This window comes from Bradyrhizobium sp. MI1.10 (assembly GCF_055811035.1).
The window spans coordinates 57,528-73,394 of sequence record NZ_JBVVPN010000031.1 but is presented as its reverse complement, the minus strand read 5'-3'; the positions used below and the strand labels follow the sequence as shown (position 1 = coordinate 73,394).

13 protein-coding genes are annotated in these 15,867 nt (G+C 65.1%); 8 read left to right on the top strand and 5 right to left on the bottom strand.

The annotated features are described in order from the left end of the window. The first annotated feature begins 109 nt into the window (after nt 1–109). Nucleotides 110–1,501, top strand: a complete 1,392-nt coding sequence (locus AC0L3K_RS28160; RefSeq protein ID WP_018452960.1) for a M48 family metalloprotease — start codon at nt 110–112, stop codon at nt 1,499–1,501. Between the two features lie 122 nt (nt 1,502–1,623). On the opposite strand, the gene AC0L3K_RS28155 is transcribed toward AC0L3K_RS28160, so the two are convergent. Further along, on the bottom strand, nt 1,624–2,949 hold the full coding sequence (locus tag AC0L3K_RS28155) for an MFS transporter (protein ID WP_007599274.1): 1,326 nt from the start codon (nt 2,947–2,949) through the stop codon (nt 1,624–1,626). A 182-nt stretch (nt 2,950–3,131) separates the two neighbouring features. On the opposite strand from AC0L3K_RS28155, the gene cyoA reads away from it, so the two are divergent. The 7 genes from cyoA to AC0L3K_RS28120 are packed head-to-tail and all read left to right on the top strand — an operon-like array spanning nt 3,132 to nt 10,045. Then, nucleotides 3,132–4,292 (top strand): ubiquinol oxidase subunit II, encoded by a 1,161-nt coding sequence (cyoA, locus tag AC0L3K_RS28150; RefSeq protein WP_473367296.1) that lies wholly within the window; start codon nt 3,132–3,134, stop codon nt 4,290–4,292. A gap of 11 nt (nt 4,293–4,303) precedes the next feature. Continuing rightward, nucleotides 4,304–6,301, top strand: a complete 1,998-nt coding sequence (gene cyoB, locus AC0L3K_RS28145) for a cytochrome o ubiquinol oxidase subunit I (RefSeq protein ID WP_473367295.1) — start codon at nt 4,304–4,306, stop codon at nt 6,299–6,301. After that, on the top strand, nt 6,302–6,931 hold the full coding sequence (cyoC, locus tag AC0L3K_RS28140) for a cytochrome o ubiquinol oxidase subunit III (RefSeq protein WP_007599270.1): 630 nt from the start codon (nt 6,302–6,304) through the stop codon (nt 6,929–6,931). Next, nucleotides 6,928–7,314 (top strand): cytochrome o ubiquinol oxidase subunit IV, encoded by a 387-nt coding sequence (gene cyoD / locus AC0L3K_RS28135; protein WP_007599269.1) that lies wholly within the window; start codon nt 6,928–6,930, stop codon nt 7,312–7,314. The genes cyoC and cyoD overlap by 4 nt, the downstream gene beginning before the upstream one ends. Next, nucleotides 7,311–8,171 (top strand): SURF1 family protein, encoded by an 861-nt coding sequence (locus AC0L3K_RS28130; protein ID WP_007599268.1) that lies wholly within the window; start codon nt 7,311–7,313, stop codon nt 8,169–8,171. The genes cyoD and AC0L3K_RS28130 overlap by 4 nt, the downstream gene beginning before the upstream one ends. Continuing rightward, nucleotides 8,143–9,522, top strand: a complete 1,380-nt coding sequence (locus AC0L3K_RS28125; protein WP_007599267.1) for an ATP-binding protein — start codon at nt 8,143–8,145, stop codon at nt 9,520–9,522. Before AC0L3K_RS28130 ends, AC0L3K_RS28125 begins: the two co-directional genes overlap by 29 nt. Continuing rightward, a complete protein-coding gene (locus AC0L3K_RS28120) occupies nt 9,512–10,045 on the top strand; it encodes a response regulator transcription factor (protein WP_007599266.1) in 534 nt (177 codons plus the stop codon). The genes AC0L3K_RS28125 and AC0L3K_RS28120 overlap by 11 nt, the downstream gene beginning before the upstream one ends. Nucleotides 10,046–10,227: 182 nt before the next feature. Here AC0L3K_RS28120 and AC0L3K_RS28115 read toward each other — a convergent pair whose 3' ends face one another. The 4 genes from AC0L3K_RS28115 to AC0L3K_RS28100 all read right to left on the bottom strand — a co-directional run bounded on the left by AC0L3K_RS28115 (nt 10,228) and on the right by AC0L3K_RS28100 (nt 15,651). Further along, the gene (locus AC0L3K_RS28115; RefSeq protein ID WP_007599265.1) at nt 10,228–11,064 is read right to left on the bottom strand and encodes a CarD family transcriptional regulator; all 837 of its coding nucleotides are present in this window, start codon (nt 11,062–11,064) and stop codon (nt 10,228–10,230) included. A gap of 344 nt (nt 11,065–11,408) precedes the next feature. Continuing rightward, nucleotides 11,409–11,747 carry a ferredoxin FdxA gene (gene fdxA / locus AC0L3K_RS28110; protein ID WP_007599264.1) on the bottom strand — a complete coding sequence of 113 codons (339 nt, stop codon included), beginning with the start codon at nt 11,745–11,747 and terminating at the stop codon, nt 11,409–11,411. 160 nt (nt 11,748–11,907) lie between these two features. Further along, nucleotides 11,908–12,150 (bottom strand): RNA-binding S4 domain-containing protein, encoded by a 243-nt coding sequence (locus AC0L3K_RS28105; RefSeq protein ID WP_473367305.1) that lies wholly within the window; start codon nt 12,148–12,150, stop codon nt 11,908–11,910. An 84-nt stretch (nt 12,151–12,234) separates the two neighbouring features. Then, nucleotides 12,235–15,651 (bottom strand): helicase-related protein, encoded by a 3,417-nt coding sequence (locus tag AC0L3K_RS28100; protein ID WP_473367294.1) that lies wholly within the window; start codon nt 15,649–15,651, stop codon nt 12,235–12,237. Between the last annotated feature and the right edge of the window lie 216 nt (nt 15,652–15,867).

The window sequence follows — 15,867 nt, the reverse complement described above, 5'->3', positions numbered from 1 at the left end:
CGACGTGAATGGGGTGCTAGGACGGCACGGACAAAATGAACGCCGCCTGCGGGCAGCGCCTGCTGTGCTATGCCTCGTGCTGGGTTCAGCCCTTGCCGGCTGCGGCGATATGGGCCGCTTCCAGACCGCGGCGGCCCCGCCGACCGTCGCGATGCCCAAGCCGAAGCCGGCCGTCGCCCAGACCCCCGCCACCGAGAAGGAGCATGAGCGCATCCTGGCGAGCTATGGCGGCACCTATGACGACCCCAGGCTCGAATCGCTCGTCACCAAGACCGTCGACCGGCTGGTCGCTGCGTCCGACCGGCCCGACCAGGGTTACCGGGTCACGATCCTCAATTCCGGCGCGGTGAACGCCTTCGCGCTGCCGAACGGCCAGCTCTATGTCACGCGGGGCCTGCTTGCGCTGGCGAGCGATACGTCGGAATTGTCCTCCGTGCTCAGCCACGAGATGGCGCATGTGCTGTCCAAGCACGCCGCGATGCGCGAGGACCAGGCCCGCCAGGCCGCGATCGTCACCCGCGTCGTCACCGACATGAGCAACGATCCCGATCTCACCGCGCTCGCGCTCGCCAAGACCAAGCTGACCATGGCGAGCTTTTCGCGCAATCAGGAGTTCGAGGCCGACGGCGTCGGCGTCGGGATTTCCGCCAAGGCCCATTTCGACCCTTATGGTGCCGCACGCTTTCTCTCGGCGATGGAGCGCAATGCCGAACTGAAGGTCGGCAAGACCTCGCTCGATCCGCGCGCGCAGGATTTCACCTCGTCGCATCCGGCGACGCCCGAGCGCGTGCAGAACGCGCAGACCATCGCGCGGCAATACGCAGCGCCAGAGGGCGGCGAGCGCGACCGCGAGACCTATCTCGCCGCGATCGACAACCTCGTCTACGGCGAAGACCCCAGCGAAGGTTTTGTCCGCGGCCGGCGCTTCCTGCATCCGAAGCTCGGCTTCACCTTCCAGGCGCCGGACAATTTTACGCTCGACAACACTGCGCAGGCCGTGATCGGCGTGCGCGACGGCGGCTCGCAGGCGATGCGGTTCGACGTCGTGCGGGTGCCGGCTGAACAGTCGCTCGGCGATTACCTGAATTCCGGCTGGATGGAAGGCGTCGAGAAGGCCTCCACCGAGGACATCACCATCAACGGTTTTCCGGCTGCGTCCGCCACCGCCAAGGGCGACCAGTGGCAGTTCAAGGTCTATGCGCTGCGGTTCGGCAGCGACGTCTACCGCTTCATCTTCGCGGCACGGCAGAAGTCGACCGAGAGCGAGCGCAATGCGCGCGAGACCGTCGGTTCATTCCGCCGCCTGACGCTCGACGAGATCCAGGCCGCGCGCCCGCTGCGCATCAAGGTCATCACCGTGCAGCCCGGCGACACCGTGGAATCGCTCTCCCACCGCATGGCTGGCGTCGATCACCCGGCCGAACGTTTTCGCGTCCTCAACGGGCTCGATCGCAACGCGCAGGTGAAGGTGCGCGATCGTGTGAAGGTCGTGGCGGATTGACGTACGCTAAACTGCCGTAGGGTGGGCAAAGCGAAGCGTGCCCACCATTCCCGATCAGGATTATTGAAAGATGGTGGGCACGGCGCTTACGCGCCTTTGCCCACCCTACAAGCTCCGCCCGATCAGCGCCCCGCGTCCATATCGCCGGCCTCGCGCTGGCCGCTGAGCCAGAGCGCGAGCAAGGTCCAGAACGCGCCTGACAGCAGGTACGCACCCGAGGCGATGACGCCGAGGTTGGTCGCCAGCAACAGCGCGACCAGCGGTGCAAAGCCGGCGCCGAACAGCCAGGCCATGTCGGAGGTCAGCGCCGAAGCCGTGTAGCGATAGGCCTGCTTGAAGTTCGAGGCGATCGCACCCGACGACTGGCCGAACGACAGACCGAGCAGGATGAAGCCGATCACCATGTAGATGGTCTCGCCGAACGCGCCGGCATCGAGCAGCTGCGGGGCGAAGCCGCTGTAGATCGCGATCGCGATCGCCGATCCCATCAGCAGCGACTTGCGGCCGACGCGGTCGGCGATGACGCCGGAGAGCACGATCGCGCCGACGCCGAACACGGCGGCGACGATCTCGATGATCAGGAAGCGCACCGGACTTTCGCGGGTGAACAGGAACACCCAGGACAGCGGAAACACCGTGACCATATGGAACAGAGCGAAGCTTGCCAGTGGCGCAAACGCACCGAGCATGATGTTCTGGCCTTCGCGCGCCACCGTCTCGGAGATGCGCGAGGGCTGCAATTCGCGGGTCTCGAACAGCGAGGCATATTCTTCCGTCGTCACCATGCGCAGGCGCGCGAACAGCGCCACGACGTTGATGGCAAAGGCGACGAAGAACGGATAGCGCCAGCCCCAATCGAAGAAGTCGTCGGCCGAGAGATTTCCGGCGAAATAGGCGAACAGCCCGCTCGCCACGATCAGACCGAGCGGCGCACCAAGCTGCGGCACCATCGCGTACCAGCCGCGCTTTGAAGGCGGCGCGTTCAGCGCCAGCAGCGAGGCCATGCCGTCCCAGGCGCCACCCCAGGCCAGACCCTGTGCGATACGCGCCAGCGCCAGCAGCCAGATCGCGGCAACGCCGATCTCGTGATAGCCGGGCAGGAACGCGATCGCGACGGTGGCGGTGCCGAGCAGGAACAGCGCCGAGATCAGCTTGGCCGTCTTGCCGTATTCGCGGTCGACCGTCATGAAAATGACGGTGCCGATCGGCCGGGCCATGAAGGCCAGCGCGAAGATCATGAAGGAATAGAGGGTGCCGGTCAGTTCGCTCGTGAATGGAAAGACCAGGCGCGGGAAGACGATCACCGAGGCGATCGCGAAGACGAAGAAGTCGAAGAATTCCGAGGTGCGGCCGATGATGACGCCGATGGCGATCTCGCCGGGACTGGCCTGGTCGTGGCCGTGCTCGCCCGAGTGGTCTGCCATTGCGGGGGTCTGTGCCATCGCCATTCGTGCGCCCTTAACGTCCTGAAAACCAAAGCCGACCGCCCGGCAAGGCGCCAAGCGATCCAGCCCTGTCTGGCGCAACATCCCGCACTGCAACATTGGACAAATTGTCCAATGTCCGGATTGCTGCGCCGCAGCTACCCCTTGGCCCCGCAAAAGAAACTCATTCTCATAAGGCTCGGCCCTTGTCCCGTTTCAAGATTCTGGCGCTGCTACCCCTGGCGGTTGCGCTCAGCGGCTGCAACTACGTCGTGCTGGCGCCGGCCGGCGATATCGCAGCGCAGCAGCGCGACCTCGTCATCATCTCCACCGTCCTGATGCTCCTGATTGTCGTGCCCGTGATGGCGCTGACGGTGCTGTTCGCCTGGCGCTACCGCCAGTCCAACACCGAGGCCCGCTACGAGCCGGAATGGGACCACTCGACCAGCCTCGAGCTGGTGATCTGGTCGGCGCCGCTTTTGATCATCGTTTGCCTGGGCGCGCTGACCTGGATGGGCACGCATCTGCTCGACCCCTATCGCACGCTCGGCCGCATCCATGCCGACCGCGCCGTGGACCAATCCAAGGCCCCGCTCGAGGTCGACGTCGTCGCGCTCGACTGGAAGTGGCTCTTTATCTATCCGGACTACGGCGTCGCCACTGTCAACGATCTGGCAGCTCCGGTCGATCGTCCCATCAACTTCCGCATCACCGCGTCCTCGGTGATGAACTCGTTCTACATCCCCGCGCTGGCCGGCCAGATCTACGCGATGCCGGGCATGGAGACCAAGCTCCACGCCGTCGTGAACCACGCCGGCACCTACCGGGGCTTTTCCGCGAACTACAGCGGTGCCGGCTTTTCCGGCATGCACTTCAACTTCCAGGGTCTCGACGACAAGGGCTTTGACGCCTGGATCGCAAGCGCCAAGTCCGGCGGCGGCTCGCTCGGCCGCGCCGAATATCTCCAGCTCGAAAAACCCAGCCAGAACGAGCCGGTGCGGCGCTACGGCACCGTCGATTCCGATCTCTACCGCCTGATCCTCAACATGTGCGTCGAGACCGGCAAGATGTGCCAGAGCGAGATGATGGCAATCGACGCCAAGGGCGGCCTCGGCCATGAGGGCCTGAACAACACGCTGCCGCTGGCCTACGACAAGTACGCCCGCCGCGGCACGGCGCTTGGGCCGGAGCCGACCTTCGTCGCCGGCACCTGCACGTCCGATGCGCCGCAGGGCAGGACCACCGCCTCCATCACGGCGCCTCTCGACACCGCGCCGCTGCTCGGCGCTGGCCTGAAGCGGCCGAGTTTCACGCCGCTGAAGTCCTCGTCCTTCTTCCTCGGACAACGTCCGAAGTCAGATTCGTAAAGAGATCCCGCATGTCTCCTGATCTTCTCAAGCTCATCTTCGGCCGGCTCACCTTCGAATCGCTGCCGCTGCACGAGCCGATCGTCGTCGGCACCTTTGCCGTGGTGGCGACCGGCGGCCTCATCATGTTTGCCGGCCTGACCTATTTCCGCGTCTGGGGTTATCTCTGGAGCGAGTGGTTCACCAGCGTCGACCACAAGCGCATCGGCATCATGTACATGATCCTCGGCATCGTGATGCTGCTGCGCGGCTTCGCCGACGCGCTGATGATGCGGTTGCAGCAGGCCCTCGCCTTCGGCGGCTCGGAGGGCTATCTCAACTCCCATCACTACGACCAGGTCTTCACCGCCCACGGCGTGATCATGATCTTCTTCGTGGCGATGCCGCTGGTCACCGGCCTGATGAACTTCGTCGTGCCGCTCCAGATCGGTGCGCGCGACGTGTCGTTCCCGTTCCTGAACAATTTCAGCTTCTGGATGACGGTCGGCGGCGCGGTGCTGGTGATGGCTTCGCTGTTCATCGGCGAATTCGCCCGCACCGGGTGGCTCGCTTATCCGCCGCTGTCGAACATCGGCTACAGTCCGGATGTCGGCGTCGACTATTACCTATGGGGACTACAGGTCGCGGGCGTCGGAACGACACTGTCCGGCATCAACCTGATCTGCACCATCGTCAAGCTGCGGTGCCCCGGCATGACCATGATGCGGATGCCGGTGTTCACCTGGACCGCGCTCTGCACCAACGTGCTGATCGTCGCTTCCTTTCCGGTTTTGACCGTCGTGCTCGCGCTGCTCTCTCTCGACCGTTACGTCGGCACCAACTTCTTCACGAACGATTTCGGCGGCAGCCCGATGATGTACGTGAACCTGATCTGGATCTGGGGTCATCCCGAGGTCTACATCCTGGTTCTCCCCGCCTTCGGCATCTTCTCGGAAGTGACCTCGACCTTCTCGGGCAAGCGGCTGTTCGGCTACACCTCGATGGTCTACGCCACGGTGGTCATCACCATCCTGTCGTACCTGGTCTGGCTGCACCACTTCTTCACGATGGGGTCGGGCGCCAGCGTCAACTCCTTCTTCGGCATCACCACGATGATCATCTCGATCCCGACGGGCGCGAAGATGTTCAACTGGCTGTTCACGATGTATCGCGGCCGCATCCGCTTCGAGCTGCCGATGATGTGGACGATCGCGTTCATGCTGACCTTCGTGCTCGGCGGCATGACCGGCGTGCTGCTCGCGGTGCCGCCGGCCGACTTCGTCCTGCACAACAGCCTGTTCCTGATCGCGCACTTCCACAACGTGATCATCGGGGGCGTGGTGTTCGGCGCGTTCGCCGGTATCGGCTACTGGTTCCCGAAGGCGTTCGGCTTCAAGCTCGACCCGTTCTGGGGCAAGCTGTCGTTCTGGTTCTGGGTCACGGGTTTCTATCTCGCCTTCATGCCGCTCTATGTGCTCGGCCTGATGGGTGTGACCCGCCGCCTCCGCGTGTTCGACGATCCGAGCCTGCAGATCTGGTTCATCGTCGCCGGCATTGGCGCCTTCCTGGTCTTCCTTGGCATCCTCTCGATGCTGATGCAGTTCGCAGTCAGCTTCCTCAGGCGCGAGCAGCTCAAGGACGTCACCGGCGATCCCTGGGATGCGCGTACGCTGGAATGGGCGACCTCCTCGCCGCCGCCGGCCTACAACTTCGCCTTCACTCCTGTCGTTCACGACAATGACGCGTGGTGGGACATGAAGAGGCGCGGTTATCAGCGCCCGCTCACCGGGTTCAAGCCGATCCACATGCCCAGCAGCACCGGCACCGGCATCATCCTCGCCGGCCTTGCCACCGCGATGGGATTCGGCCTGATCTGGTACATCTGGTGGTTGGCCGCCGCGAGCTTCATCGCGATGCTCGCCGTTGGCATCGGTCACACCTTCAACTATCACCGCGATTTCGACATTCCGGCCGAGGACGTCATCCGGGCCGAGGACGCGCGCACCAAACTGCTCGCCGGAGCCAAGTAAATGACTGTCGCTGTCAATCCCACGCAAACCGGCGAGCCGGTGTTCTACCTCGCCGACGAACACCCGCATCCGGAAGGCTACAGCACCTCGCTCGGCTTCTGGATCTACCTGATGAGCGACTGTCTCATCTTCGCGATCCTGTTCGCCACCTTCGGCGTGCTCGGCGGCAACTACGCCGCCGGTCCGGCGCCGAAGGATTTGTTCGAGCTGCCGCTGGTCGCGGTGAACACCTCGATGCTGTTGCTATCGTCGATCACGTATGGTTTTGCGATGCTGACGATGCAGCAGAACAAGATCGCCCAGACCCAGATCTGGCTGGCGATCACCGGCCTGTTCGGCGCCGCGTTCATCGGCATCGAGCTGTCGGAGTTCGCCCACATGATCCATGAAGGCGCGACGCCGCAGCGCAGCGCCTTCCTGTCCGCCTTCTTCACCCTGGTCGGGACGCACGGCCTGCACGTCAGCTGCGGCCTGATCTGGCTGGTGACCCTGATGGTGCAGGTCTGGAAGTTCGGCCTGATCGAGGCCAACCGCCGCCGCCTGATGTGCCTGTCGATGTTCTGGCACTTCCTGGACGTGGTCTGGATCGGTGTCTTCACCTTCGTCTATCTCCTGGGAGTTCTGCGATGAACACCGATACTCACGTCGCCCACGCGGACGATCATCACCATGGTGACGGCCATGCCAACGCGCACGGCTCGTTCTCGACCTACATGCTCGGCTTCGTGCTCTCGGTCGTACTCACCGCGATCCCCTTCTGGCTGGTGATGAGCGGCGCGCTTCCGAGCAAGCAGATCACCGCGCTCGTGATCATGGCCTTCGCGGTCGTGCAGATCGTCGTGCACATGATCTACTTCCTGCACATGAACACGACGTCCGAGAACGGCTGGAGTATGATGGCGCTGATCTTCACCATCGTCATGGTGGTGATCGCCCTGTCCGGTTCGCTGTGGGTGATGAACCATCTCAACAGCAACATGATGCCGATCCACCAGATGAACGGGATGAAATGAACGAAATCCGGACCGAGACGAGCAAGGCAAACGGGGCGCGCCGCGACGCTGCGCACCCGTCCTTGTGGCTCACGGTCCTCTCGCTCGCGGCCATTGCACTTCTGATCGCGCTCGGCGTCTGGCAGATCGAACGCCGCGCCTGGAAGCTGGCGCTGATCGACCGCGTCGAGCAGCGCGTTCATGCCCCGGCCCAGCCGATCCCCTCGCCGGCGGCATGGCCGACCGTCTCCGCCGCAAACGACGAATACAGGCATGTCAGCGTCAGCGGCCGTTTCATGCATGACCGCGAGACGCTGGTTCAGGCCGTCACCGAGGAAGGCCCGGGCTATTGGGTGCTGACACCGCTTCGGCGTAGCGACGGCACGCTGGTCCTGGTCAACCGTGGCTTCGTGCCGTCCGACCGGCGCGACGCGTCGACGCGCCGGGACGGCAATCCGGACGGCCAGGTCGAGATCACCGGCCTCTTGCGCATCACGGAGCCAAAAGGCGGATTCCTCAGGACCAACGTGCCTGAGCACAATCGCTGGTACTCGCGGGATGTTGCCGCGATTGCGGCGGCACGCGGCCTCGACCATGTCGCGCCCTTCTTCGTCGATGCCGACGCTGGATCACAATCCGGCGGCGGCCCAATCGGCGGATTGACCGTGATCAGCTTTCCCAATAACCACCTGATCTACGCGCTGACGTGGTTTGCCCTGGCTTTCATGCTAGCCGGCAGACTTATCGTCACATTCGGCGGCGGGCTGTTCCGCCGCAGGAAGCCCTGGAGCGGCTTCGTCCACGAAGCGGCCGACGGCTCCGATGCCGACGCCCGCAGGACGGGATCAGATGCTGGAACGATCGTCGAGCCCACCTGACGACGGAAGAACGCATGTCGCCGTCACGCTGCAATCGCAGGCGGACGCGCGCAGCGAGCTGATCGGCGCTGCGCCGACCGACGACGAGACCAACCGCAAGAACATGGCGCTGCTGATCCAGCTGCGCTGGACCGCAGTGGTCGGCCAGATCGTGACCATCGGCGGCGTGCATGTCTGGCTCGGCATTCCCCTGCCTCTCACCCGCATGGGCGCGGTGATCGGCGCACTGATATTTCTTAACGTCTCCAGCCTGGTGTGGGTGCGCCATCGCGCCGCGATCACCAACAACGAGCTGCTGGTCGCCCTGATGCTGGACGTCGCTGCGCTGACCGCGCAGCTCTATCTCAGCGGCGGCGCCACCAATCCCTTCACCTCGCTGTTCCTGCTCCAGGTGACGCTGGGCGCGGTGCTGCTCGATGGCCGCTCGACCTGGTCGCTGGTCGCGCTGACCTGCGCGAGCTTCGTCTGGCTGACCGTCGCCTATCGGCCGCTCGATCTGCCGCCGAACCCGCTGAGCGAGACCTATACGCTCACGGTTGCCGGCATGCTGCTGGGCTTCGTGCTCAACGCCGTGCTGCTGGTGGTGTTCGTCACCCGCATCAACAGGAATTTGCGCGAGCGCGACGCGCATCTGGCGGCGCTGCGCCAGCATGCCGCCGAGCAGGATCATATCGTGCGCATGGGCCTGCTCGCCTCCGGCGCGGCTCACGAGCTCGGGACGCCGCTCGCCTCGCTCTCGGTCATCCTCGGCGATTGGCGCCGCATGCCCGACCTTGCCGCCGATCAGGAGCTGGCCGAGGACCTCGCGGAGATGGAGACCTCGCTGCAACGCTGCAAGTCGATCGTGACAGGCATTCTGGTGTCGGCGGGCGAAGCACGCGGCGAAGGATCGTCGCCGACGACGGTGGCGGCTTTCGTCACGGCGCTGGTGGAAGAGTGGCGCGACGCGCGCTCGGCGCGCACGCTGTATTTCGTCAACACCTTCGGCGAAGACGTCGCGATCGCCTCAGACGTCGCGCTGAAACAGGTGATCTTCAACGTGCTCGACAACGCCTACGAGGTCTCGCGCGACTGGGTCGAGCTCGTTGCCGAGCGCGAGGGCGATAATCTCGTGCTGTCGATCAGCGATCGCGGCCCCGGCTTTGCGCCGGAGATGCTGGCACAGCTCGGAAAGCCCTATCAGTCGAGCAAGGGCCGCGCCGGCGGCGGGCTCGGCCTGTTCCTGGTGGTGAATGTGGTGCGCAAGCTTGGCGGCAGCGTGACTGCCGAGAACCACAGGAAGCGCGGCGCCACGGTCCGCCTCACGCTGCCGCTCGCCACGCTCGCGATCGGAGGCAGCTTTGACGCCTGACCGTTCGCTCATCGTCGTCGAGGACGATGCCGGCTTCGCCCGCACCCTCAAACGTTCGTTCGAGCGCCGCGACTACGAGGTCGTGCTCGCCGCCTCGATCGAGGACGTGCGGAAAGTTCTGGAGGAGCGATCGTTCGGCTATGCCGTCGTCGACCTCAAGCTCGGCGGCGCCTCGGGGCTCGCCTGTGTCGAACTCTTGCACACGCACGATCCGGAGATGTTGATCGTGGTGCTGACGGGCTTCGCCAGCATTTCCACCGCGGTCGAGGCCATCAAGCTCGGCGCATGCCACTATCTCGCCAAGCCGTCGAACACCGACGACATCGAGGCCGCCTTCAACAAGGCCGCAGGCAATGCCGAGGTTGCGCTCGACGCCCGGCCGACATCGATCAAGACGCTGGAATGGGAACGCATCCACCAGACCCTGATCGAGACCGATTTCAACATCTCGGAAGCGGCAAGACGGCTCGGGATGCACCGGCGGACGCTGGCGCGGAAGCTCGAGAAGCGGCCGGTGAAGTGAGGTTGGTTAACTTTGTAGGGTGGGTTAGCGAAGCGTAACCCACCACTTCTTTGCGGCAGCATCGTGGGTTACGCCTTCGGCTAACCCACCCTACGGACCGAGCAGGATCATCCGGCGCCCCAAACAAAAAGCCCGGCCAAACGGCCGGGCTTTTGATCTGTTGCGATCGACGCGCGAGCCGCTTACGCGGCCTCGTCGGCGACCGTGGCTCCGCCCTCGGTCTCGTCGCTATCGCCCTCGGCGTCGGCTTCGCCTTCGGCGGCTTCGGACTTGGCGCCGGTGCGACGCGGGCTCTTGGCGAGCTGGGCTTCGATCTCCTTGACCGCTTCGGTCTCGGTCGAGTGCTGCACCACCGCGATCTCGCGAGAGAGACGGTCGAGCGCGGCTTCATAGAGCTGGCGTTCGCTGTAGGACTGCTCGGGCTGCGATTCGGAGCGATAGAGGTCGCGCACGACTTCCGCGATCGCGACGATGTCGCCCGAGTTGATCTTCGCTTCGTATTCCTGGGCGCGGCGCGACCACATGGTGCGCTTGACGCGGGCACGGCCCTTGAGGGTCTCGAGCGCACGCTTCACCAGCGCGGGCTCGGACAGCTTGCGCATGCCGACATTGGCGACCTTGGCGGTCGGCACGCGCAGCGTCATCTTGTCCTTGATGAAGTTGATGACGAACAGCTCGAGCTTCGCGCCGGCAATCTCCTGCTCCTCGATGGCCAGGATCTGGCCGACGCCGTGGGCGGGATAGACGACGAATTCGTTGGCCTTGAAGCCCTGACGCTGGGTCACGACCTTCTTTTCCTCGACCTTCGGCGCAACAGCCGCGGGCTTCACGGCCGGCTTGGCGGCAGCGACGGGAGCCTTGGCAGGAGCAGCCGCAACAGGAGCCTTTGGCGCGGCGGGCTTGGCAGCGGGAGCCTTGGCAGCGGGCGTCTTGGCAACAGCGGGCTTGGCGGCAGGCTTGGCGGCAACAGGCTTGGCAACGGTCGCTTTCGCGGCCGGCTTGGCAGTCTTGTTAGGCATTGCGCTTCTTTTGTTCTTCGAGGACTTTGCAGCCGGCGCCTTAGTCGCGGTCCGACCCTTGGATGCGCTACGGCTGGCCGCGGCGACTTTCTTGGCGTCCTTATGGGAAGCCTTCGCTGAAGTACTCTTTTTACGCGTTTTCTGTGACACAGCCTGCGCGCGGAAACTGCCACGCCCCTGTTCGACATTTGGTTTCACGGGAACCCAACGGGGCCGACGGGGCTAACCAGGGTTCGGCTCAATGTGCCCAATATAGCACATTTCCCGCAAAAATCAATGATTTAGGGGTCTTAAGGGCTGGTTTTCGGCGGTAACGCCGCTAATAGGGTTAAGTTTGACCCGAATTAGTCGCCGGAGCCGGGGTTCGCGGAGAAATACTTGTCGAACTTGCCCTCCATGCCGTCGAAATCCTTGGCGTCGGCAGGTGATTCTTTCTTCTGGGTGATGTTCGGCCAGCTCTTGGCGTAGTCGGCGTTGACCGTGAGCCACTTTTCCAGGCCCGGTTCCGTGTCCGGCTTGATGGCATCGGCGGGACATTCCGGCTCGCACACGCCGCAATCGATGCACTCGTCAGGATGGATGACGAGCATGTTCTCGCCCTCGTAGAAACAATCGACCGGGCAGACCTCGACGCAGTCGGTGTACTTGCACTTGATGCACGCTTCAGTGACGACGTAAGTCATCCAACGCTCCGAAAAGCTCTTTTAAAAGTCGCGGCTTGCGTAGCGCGGATGGCCCGGCGCCGCAAGCTCAGGAACGGCCGATCATGACGGCTTTATGCGCTTGATCGACCAAGAAATGAATTCAAAGCGCAATTAATTGCGCTGAGAATTCGGATGGCCTTCACCGAAGCTCTTCGTAGAGCACACGGGCCGAGGCGGCATCGCCGCGGCGTTCGTTGAAGGCGGTGACTTTCAAGACGCGCACAGTGCGATCGAGCGCGATGGTGAGCACGTCGCCGATCTTGATCGCATGCCCCGGCGATTTCTCGCGTGCACCGTTGACGCGAACATGGCCGGACTCGACAAGCTCGGCAGCGGAGGTGCGCGCCTTCACCACCCGCGCGTGCCATAGCCATTTGTCGATGCGCTGCCGCTCGGTCGTGACCCTATTCCCTCTGACGCGTTTTCTTCACGCGAACCGCTCCGCACTTCGCTTGAAAACGCTGTGCTACTCCTTACGCCCGGACAGCTGCTCCTTTAGCGCAGCGAGTTTTGCAAACGGCGAGTTCGGATCGACAGGACGATCGCGTTCGCGCGGATTGGCGCTCGATGCATAGGGACGCAGCGAGGGTCCGCCCTGGCGGTCGCGGCCCTTGTCGCGGTCGCGGCCACGGTTGTCGCGACCCTTGTCGCGATCACCGCCACCAAACTTGCCCTTGTTGCGATCCTTGTTGTCGCGGTCCTTGTTGCCGCCATTCTTGCCCTCGAAGCGGCGGTTCTTGTCGTCGCGTCCCTCGGGCCGCGGCGCAGCTTCGGCGCCACCTTCGCGCGGCTTGCGGAAGTCCCTGCCGCCGTCGCGACCAGAATCGCGGCGATGACCGCCGCCATGGCGATGACGCTCACCGCGCTTCTCGCCGTCGGCGGCAGGCTGGGCTTCGCCTTCGGCAGGCGCAGCGCCGGCTTCAGCAGTCGCCTGCGGACGCGGCTGGTGATGACGCTGGTTGCGGTGGCGCTCGTGGCGCGGCTTGCGATCGTCGTGACGGCCGGCGGGACGCCAGACCTCGATGAGCTCGGGCTCAGCGGGCGTGGCCGCGGCCTCCACAGGTGCTGCCGCATCGGCCGACGCAGCGGCTTCGGCTGCCGCAGTCTCTGCAGGCGCGATTTCGGCAGGCGCGGTTTCAGCAGCTTCAACGAGTGCCGCAACCTCTTCCGCAGGTGGCGCAATGCCGGGAGCGTCTTCCGGCGTGACGGAAGCCTCAAGCGCCGGCTCGTCGTGCGCGGGCTCGTCGTGCTGCTCCATGCCGGGCGCGTCTTCGACGGTCACAGGCTCGGCGGCGGCTTCGATCGCGGTTTCCGCAGGCACTGCGGCGTCCTCGACCGGCGTTTCGGTTGCGGGTGCCTCTTCGCTGGAGGCTTCAGCAACAGGCGTCTCGGCAACAGGCGCGGCCGGCTTCGCCGGCAGCGGCGGGCGCTTGTCCATGCGATAGCCGAGCGCACGCAGCACGGAGGCAAAATCTTCGCCGGCCGAACCGGTGAGCGAGGTCATTGCCTGCGTCACCACGAAGCTGCGGCCGTCGAACGCACCGGCGGGCTTTTCGCCGGACGCGTTCTCGCGCCAGGCCAGCGCCGGACGGATCAGATCGGCCAGGCGCTCCAGGATGTCGACGCGGACGGCGCGCTCGCCGGCCTGCTTGTAGCCGAGCACGCGATAGGCGTCGCGCGGCAGCTGCTTGTCGACCGGGAACGAGGTGCGGCCGGAGCTCGCCAGATGCTGCGCGCCCGACAGCGCGGAGGGATCGACATTGTCCTGCTTCAGCGCCCAGAGCAGCGCGGCCAGAGCACGCCCGGCCGGCTTGAGCAGGCCGGGGAAATAGAGGTGATAGGCGCCGAAGCGGACGCCATATTTGCGCAAGGTCGCGCGCGAGGGCTGGTCGAGGTCCTTCAGCTCGTTGGCGATCTTCGGGCGCTCCAGCACGCCGAGCGCCTCGACGAGCTGATAGGCGATGCCGCGGGCGATGCCGGTGACGTCCTCGGCCTTGCTGAGCTCGAACAGCGGCCCGAGCAGCTTTTCGATATGCGTCTTGAGCCAGAGCTCGAGCCGGGCCTGCACCTTGTCTCGAGGGGCGCCCGTGAGGCGTTCGTCGGAGATGATGCGGATGCGCGGATGCAGCGCGTCCTCTGCGGCAGACAGCCGCGCCACGGCATCGCCGGTCCAGCGGATGATGCCTTCCGAGGTCAGCACGAACTGCTCGTCCGGCGCATTGCCCAGTTTTTCGGCGCGCGCGTTGATCTCGCCGGCGAGCACGGCCTGCGCTGCAGCCTGCAACGCTTTCGCATCGGAGCCGGCTTCCGCCGCATCCGGTGCAAAGGTGAAGCCATCGAGGCGGCCGATGACATGGCCTTCGACGATGACTTCGCCGGTCTTGCCGATTTCCGTATTCAAGCTCGTGTTCTCCCGCAGGCGGCGCATCAATACACTGGTCCGGCGATCAACGAAACGCTCAGTCAAGCGTTCATGGAGCGCATCCGATAATTTATTTTCGACCTCGCGGGCGATCCCCTGCCAGCGTTCGGGGTCTTTCAGCCAGTCGGGGCGGTTGGCGACGAAGGTCCAGGTGCGAATCTGCGCGATCCGGGCCGACAGCGTGTCGATATCGCCGTCGACGCGGTCGGCCTGGTCGATCTGGGTCCTGAACCAGGCGTCGGGGATGCATCCCTTCCGCATCAGGAAGCCGTACAGCGTCGTCACCAGCTCGGCATGGGCGGCCGGCGACAGTTTTCGATAATCCGGGATTTGGCAGGCCTCCCACAGCCGTTCCACCGCATCCTTGCCATGCGCGACATCGCGCACCTCGGCGTCGCGGGCGGCGTGGTCGAGCACGCGCATGTCCTCGGCGATCGGCGCGCGGGTCAGCGCCTCATGGCCGGGGGCTAGGTTCAGCGAGACCTGGAGCGCGCCGAGGGAAGCGAAATCCAGCTTCGAATTGCGCCATTGCAAAACCTTCACGGGGTCGAAGGTGTGGTTCTGCAGCGCATTGACGAGCTCGGGCTCGAACGGTGCGCAGCGGCCGGTGGTGCCGAAGGTGCCGTTGCGGGTGGCGCGGCCGGCGCGGCCGGCGATCTGGCCGAATTCGGACGGCGTCAGGCGGCGGAACTGATAGCCGTCGAACTTGCGGTCGGAGGCGAAGGCGACGTGGTCGACGTCGAGATTGAGCCCCATGCCGACGGCGTCGGTGGCGACGAGGTAATCGACCTCGCCGTTCTGGAACATGGCAACCTGCGCGTTGCGGGTGCGCGGCGAGAGCGAGCCCAGCACCACGGCGGCGCCGCCATGCTGGCGGCGGATCAGCTCGGCGATGGCGTAGACCTCGTCGGCCGAGAAGGCGACGATGGCGGTGCGGCGCGGCTGCCGCGTGATCTTGCGGTCGCCGGCGAATTCCAGCTGCGACAGACGCGGCCGCGTGATCATGGAGACGCCCGGCAGCAGCCGCTCGATAATCGGCCGCATGGTCGCAGCGCCCAGCAGCAGCGTCTCGTCGCGGCCGCGGCGGTTGAGGATACGATCAGTGAAGACGTGGCCGCGTTCCAGATCAGACGCGATCTGCACCTCGTCGACGGCGAGGAACGAGACGTCGAGATCCCGCGGCATCGCCTCGACGGTCGAGACCCAATAGCGCGGCGCTTTCGGCTTGATCTTCTCCTCGCCGGTCACGAGCGCGACGGCGTCGGGGCCGACCCTTGCTGCGATCTTGTTGTAGACCTCGCGCGCCAGCAGACGCAGCGGCAGCCCGATCATGCCGGAGGGATGCGCGAGCATCCGCTCGATGGCGAGATGGGTCTTGCCGGTGTTGGTGGGACCGAGCACCGCAGTGACGCCGGCGCCGGGAAGCCGCTCGGAAGCGAAGGGGGAGGAGGAAAAAGGCATCTGGGGGATTAGGTAATGGCGATTGGGGCGAATGTCAGTGCTGTTTTGGGGCGGTGGCGCGAAGGGCCTGGAAGTCACCCGGCTTCGGCTTCTCCGCCGTCATGCCCCGGGGGGGGGGGGGGGGGCCCCCCCCCCCCGCGGCGGCCCGGCCCCCCCCCCCCCCGGGGCGGGCGGGCGGGGGGGGGGGGACGCGGGGGGGGCGCCCACCCGGGGGGG

Bases quoted from the DNA above. Each gene is read 5' to 3' on its own strand.
- AC0L3K_RS28160 (WP_018452960.1), top strand. From the start codon at position 110: ATGGGCCGCTTCCAGACCGCGGCGGCCCCGCCGACCGTCGCGATGCCC.
- AC0L3K_RS28155 (WP_007599274.1), bottom strand. From the start codon at position 2,949: ATGGCGATGGCACAGACCCCCGCAATGGCAGACCACTCGGGCGAGCAC.
- cyoB (WP_473367295.1), top strand. From the start codon at position 4,304: ATGTCTCCTGATCTTCTCAAGCTCATCTTCGGCCGGCTCACCTTCGAA.
- cyoC (WP_007599270.1), top strand. From the start codon at position 6,302: ATGACTGTCGCTGTCAATCCCACGCAAACCGGCGAGCCGGTGTTCTAC.
- cyoD (WP_007599269.1), top strand. From the start codon at position 6,928: ATGAACACCGATACTCACGTCGCCCACGCGGACGATCATCACCATGGT.
- AC0L3K_RS28130 (WP_007599268.1), top strand. From the start codon at position 7,311: ATGAACGAAATCCGGACCGAGACGAGCAAGGCAAACGGGGCGCGCCGC.
- AC0L3K_RS28125 (WP_007599267.1), top strand. From the start codon at position 8,143: ATGCTGGAACGATCGTCGAGCCCACCTGACGACGGAAGAACGCATGTC.
- AC0L3K_RS28115 (WP_007599265.1), bottom strand. From the start codon at position 11,064: ATGCCTAACAAGACTGCCAAGCCGGCCGCGAAAGCGACCGTTGCCAAG.
- fdxA (WP_007599264.1), bottom strand. From the start codon at position 11,747: ATGACTTACGTCGTCACTGAAGCGTGCATCAAGTGCAAGTACACCGAC.
- AC0L3K_RS28100 (WP_473367294.1), bottom strand. From the start codon at position 15,651: ATGCCTTTTTCCTCCTCCCCCTTCGCTTCCGAGCGGCTTCCCGGCGCC.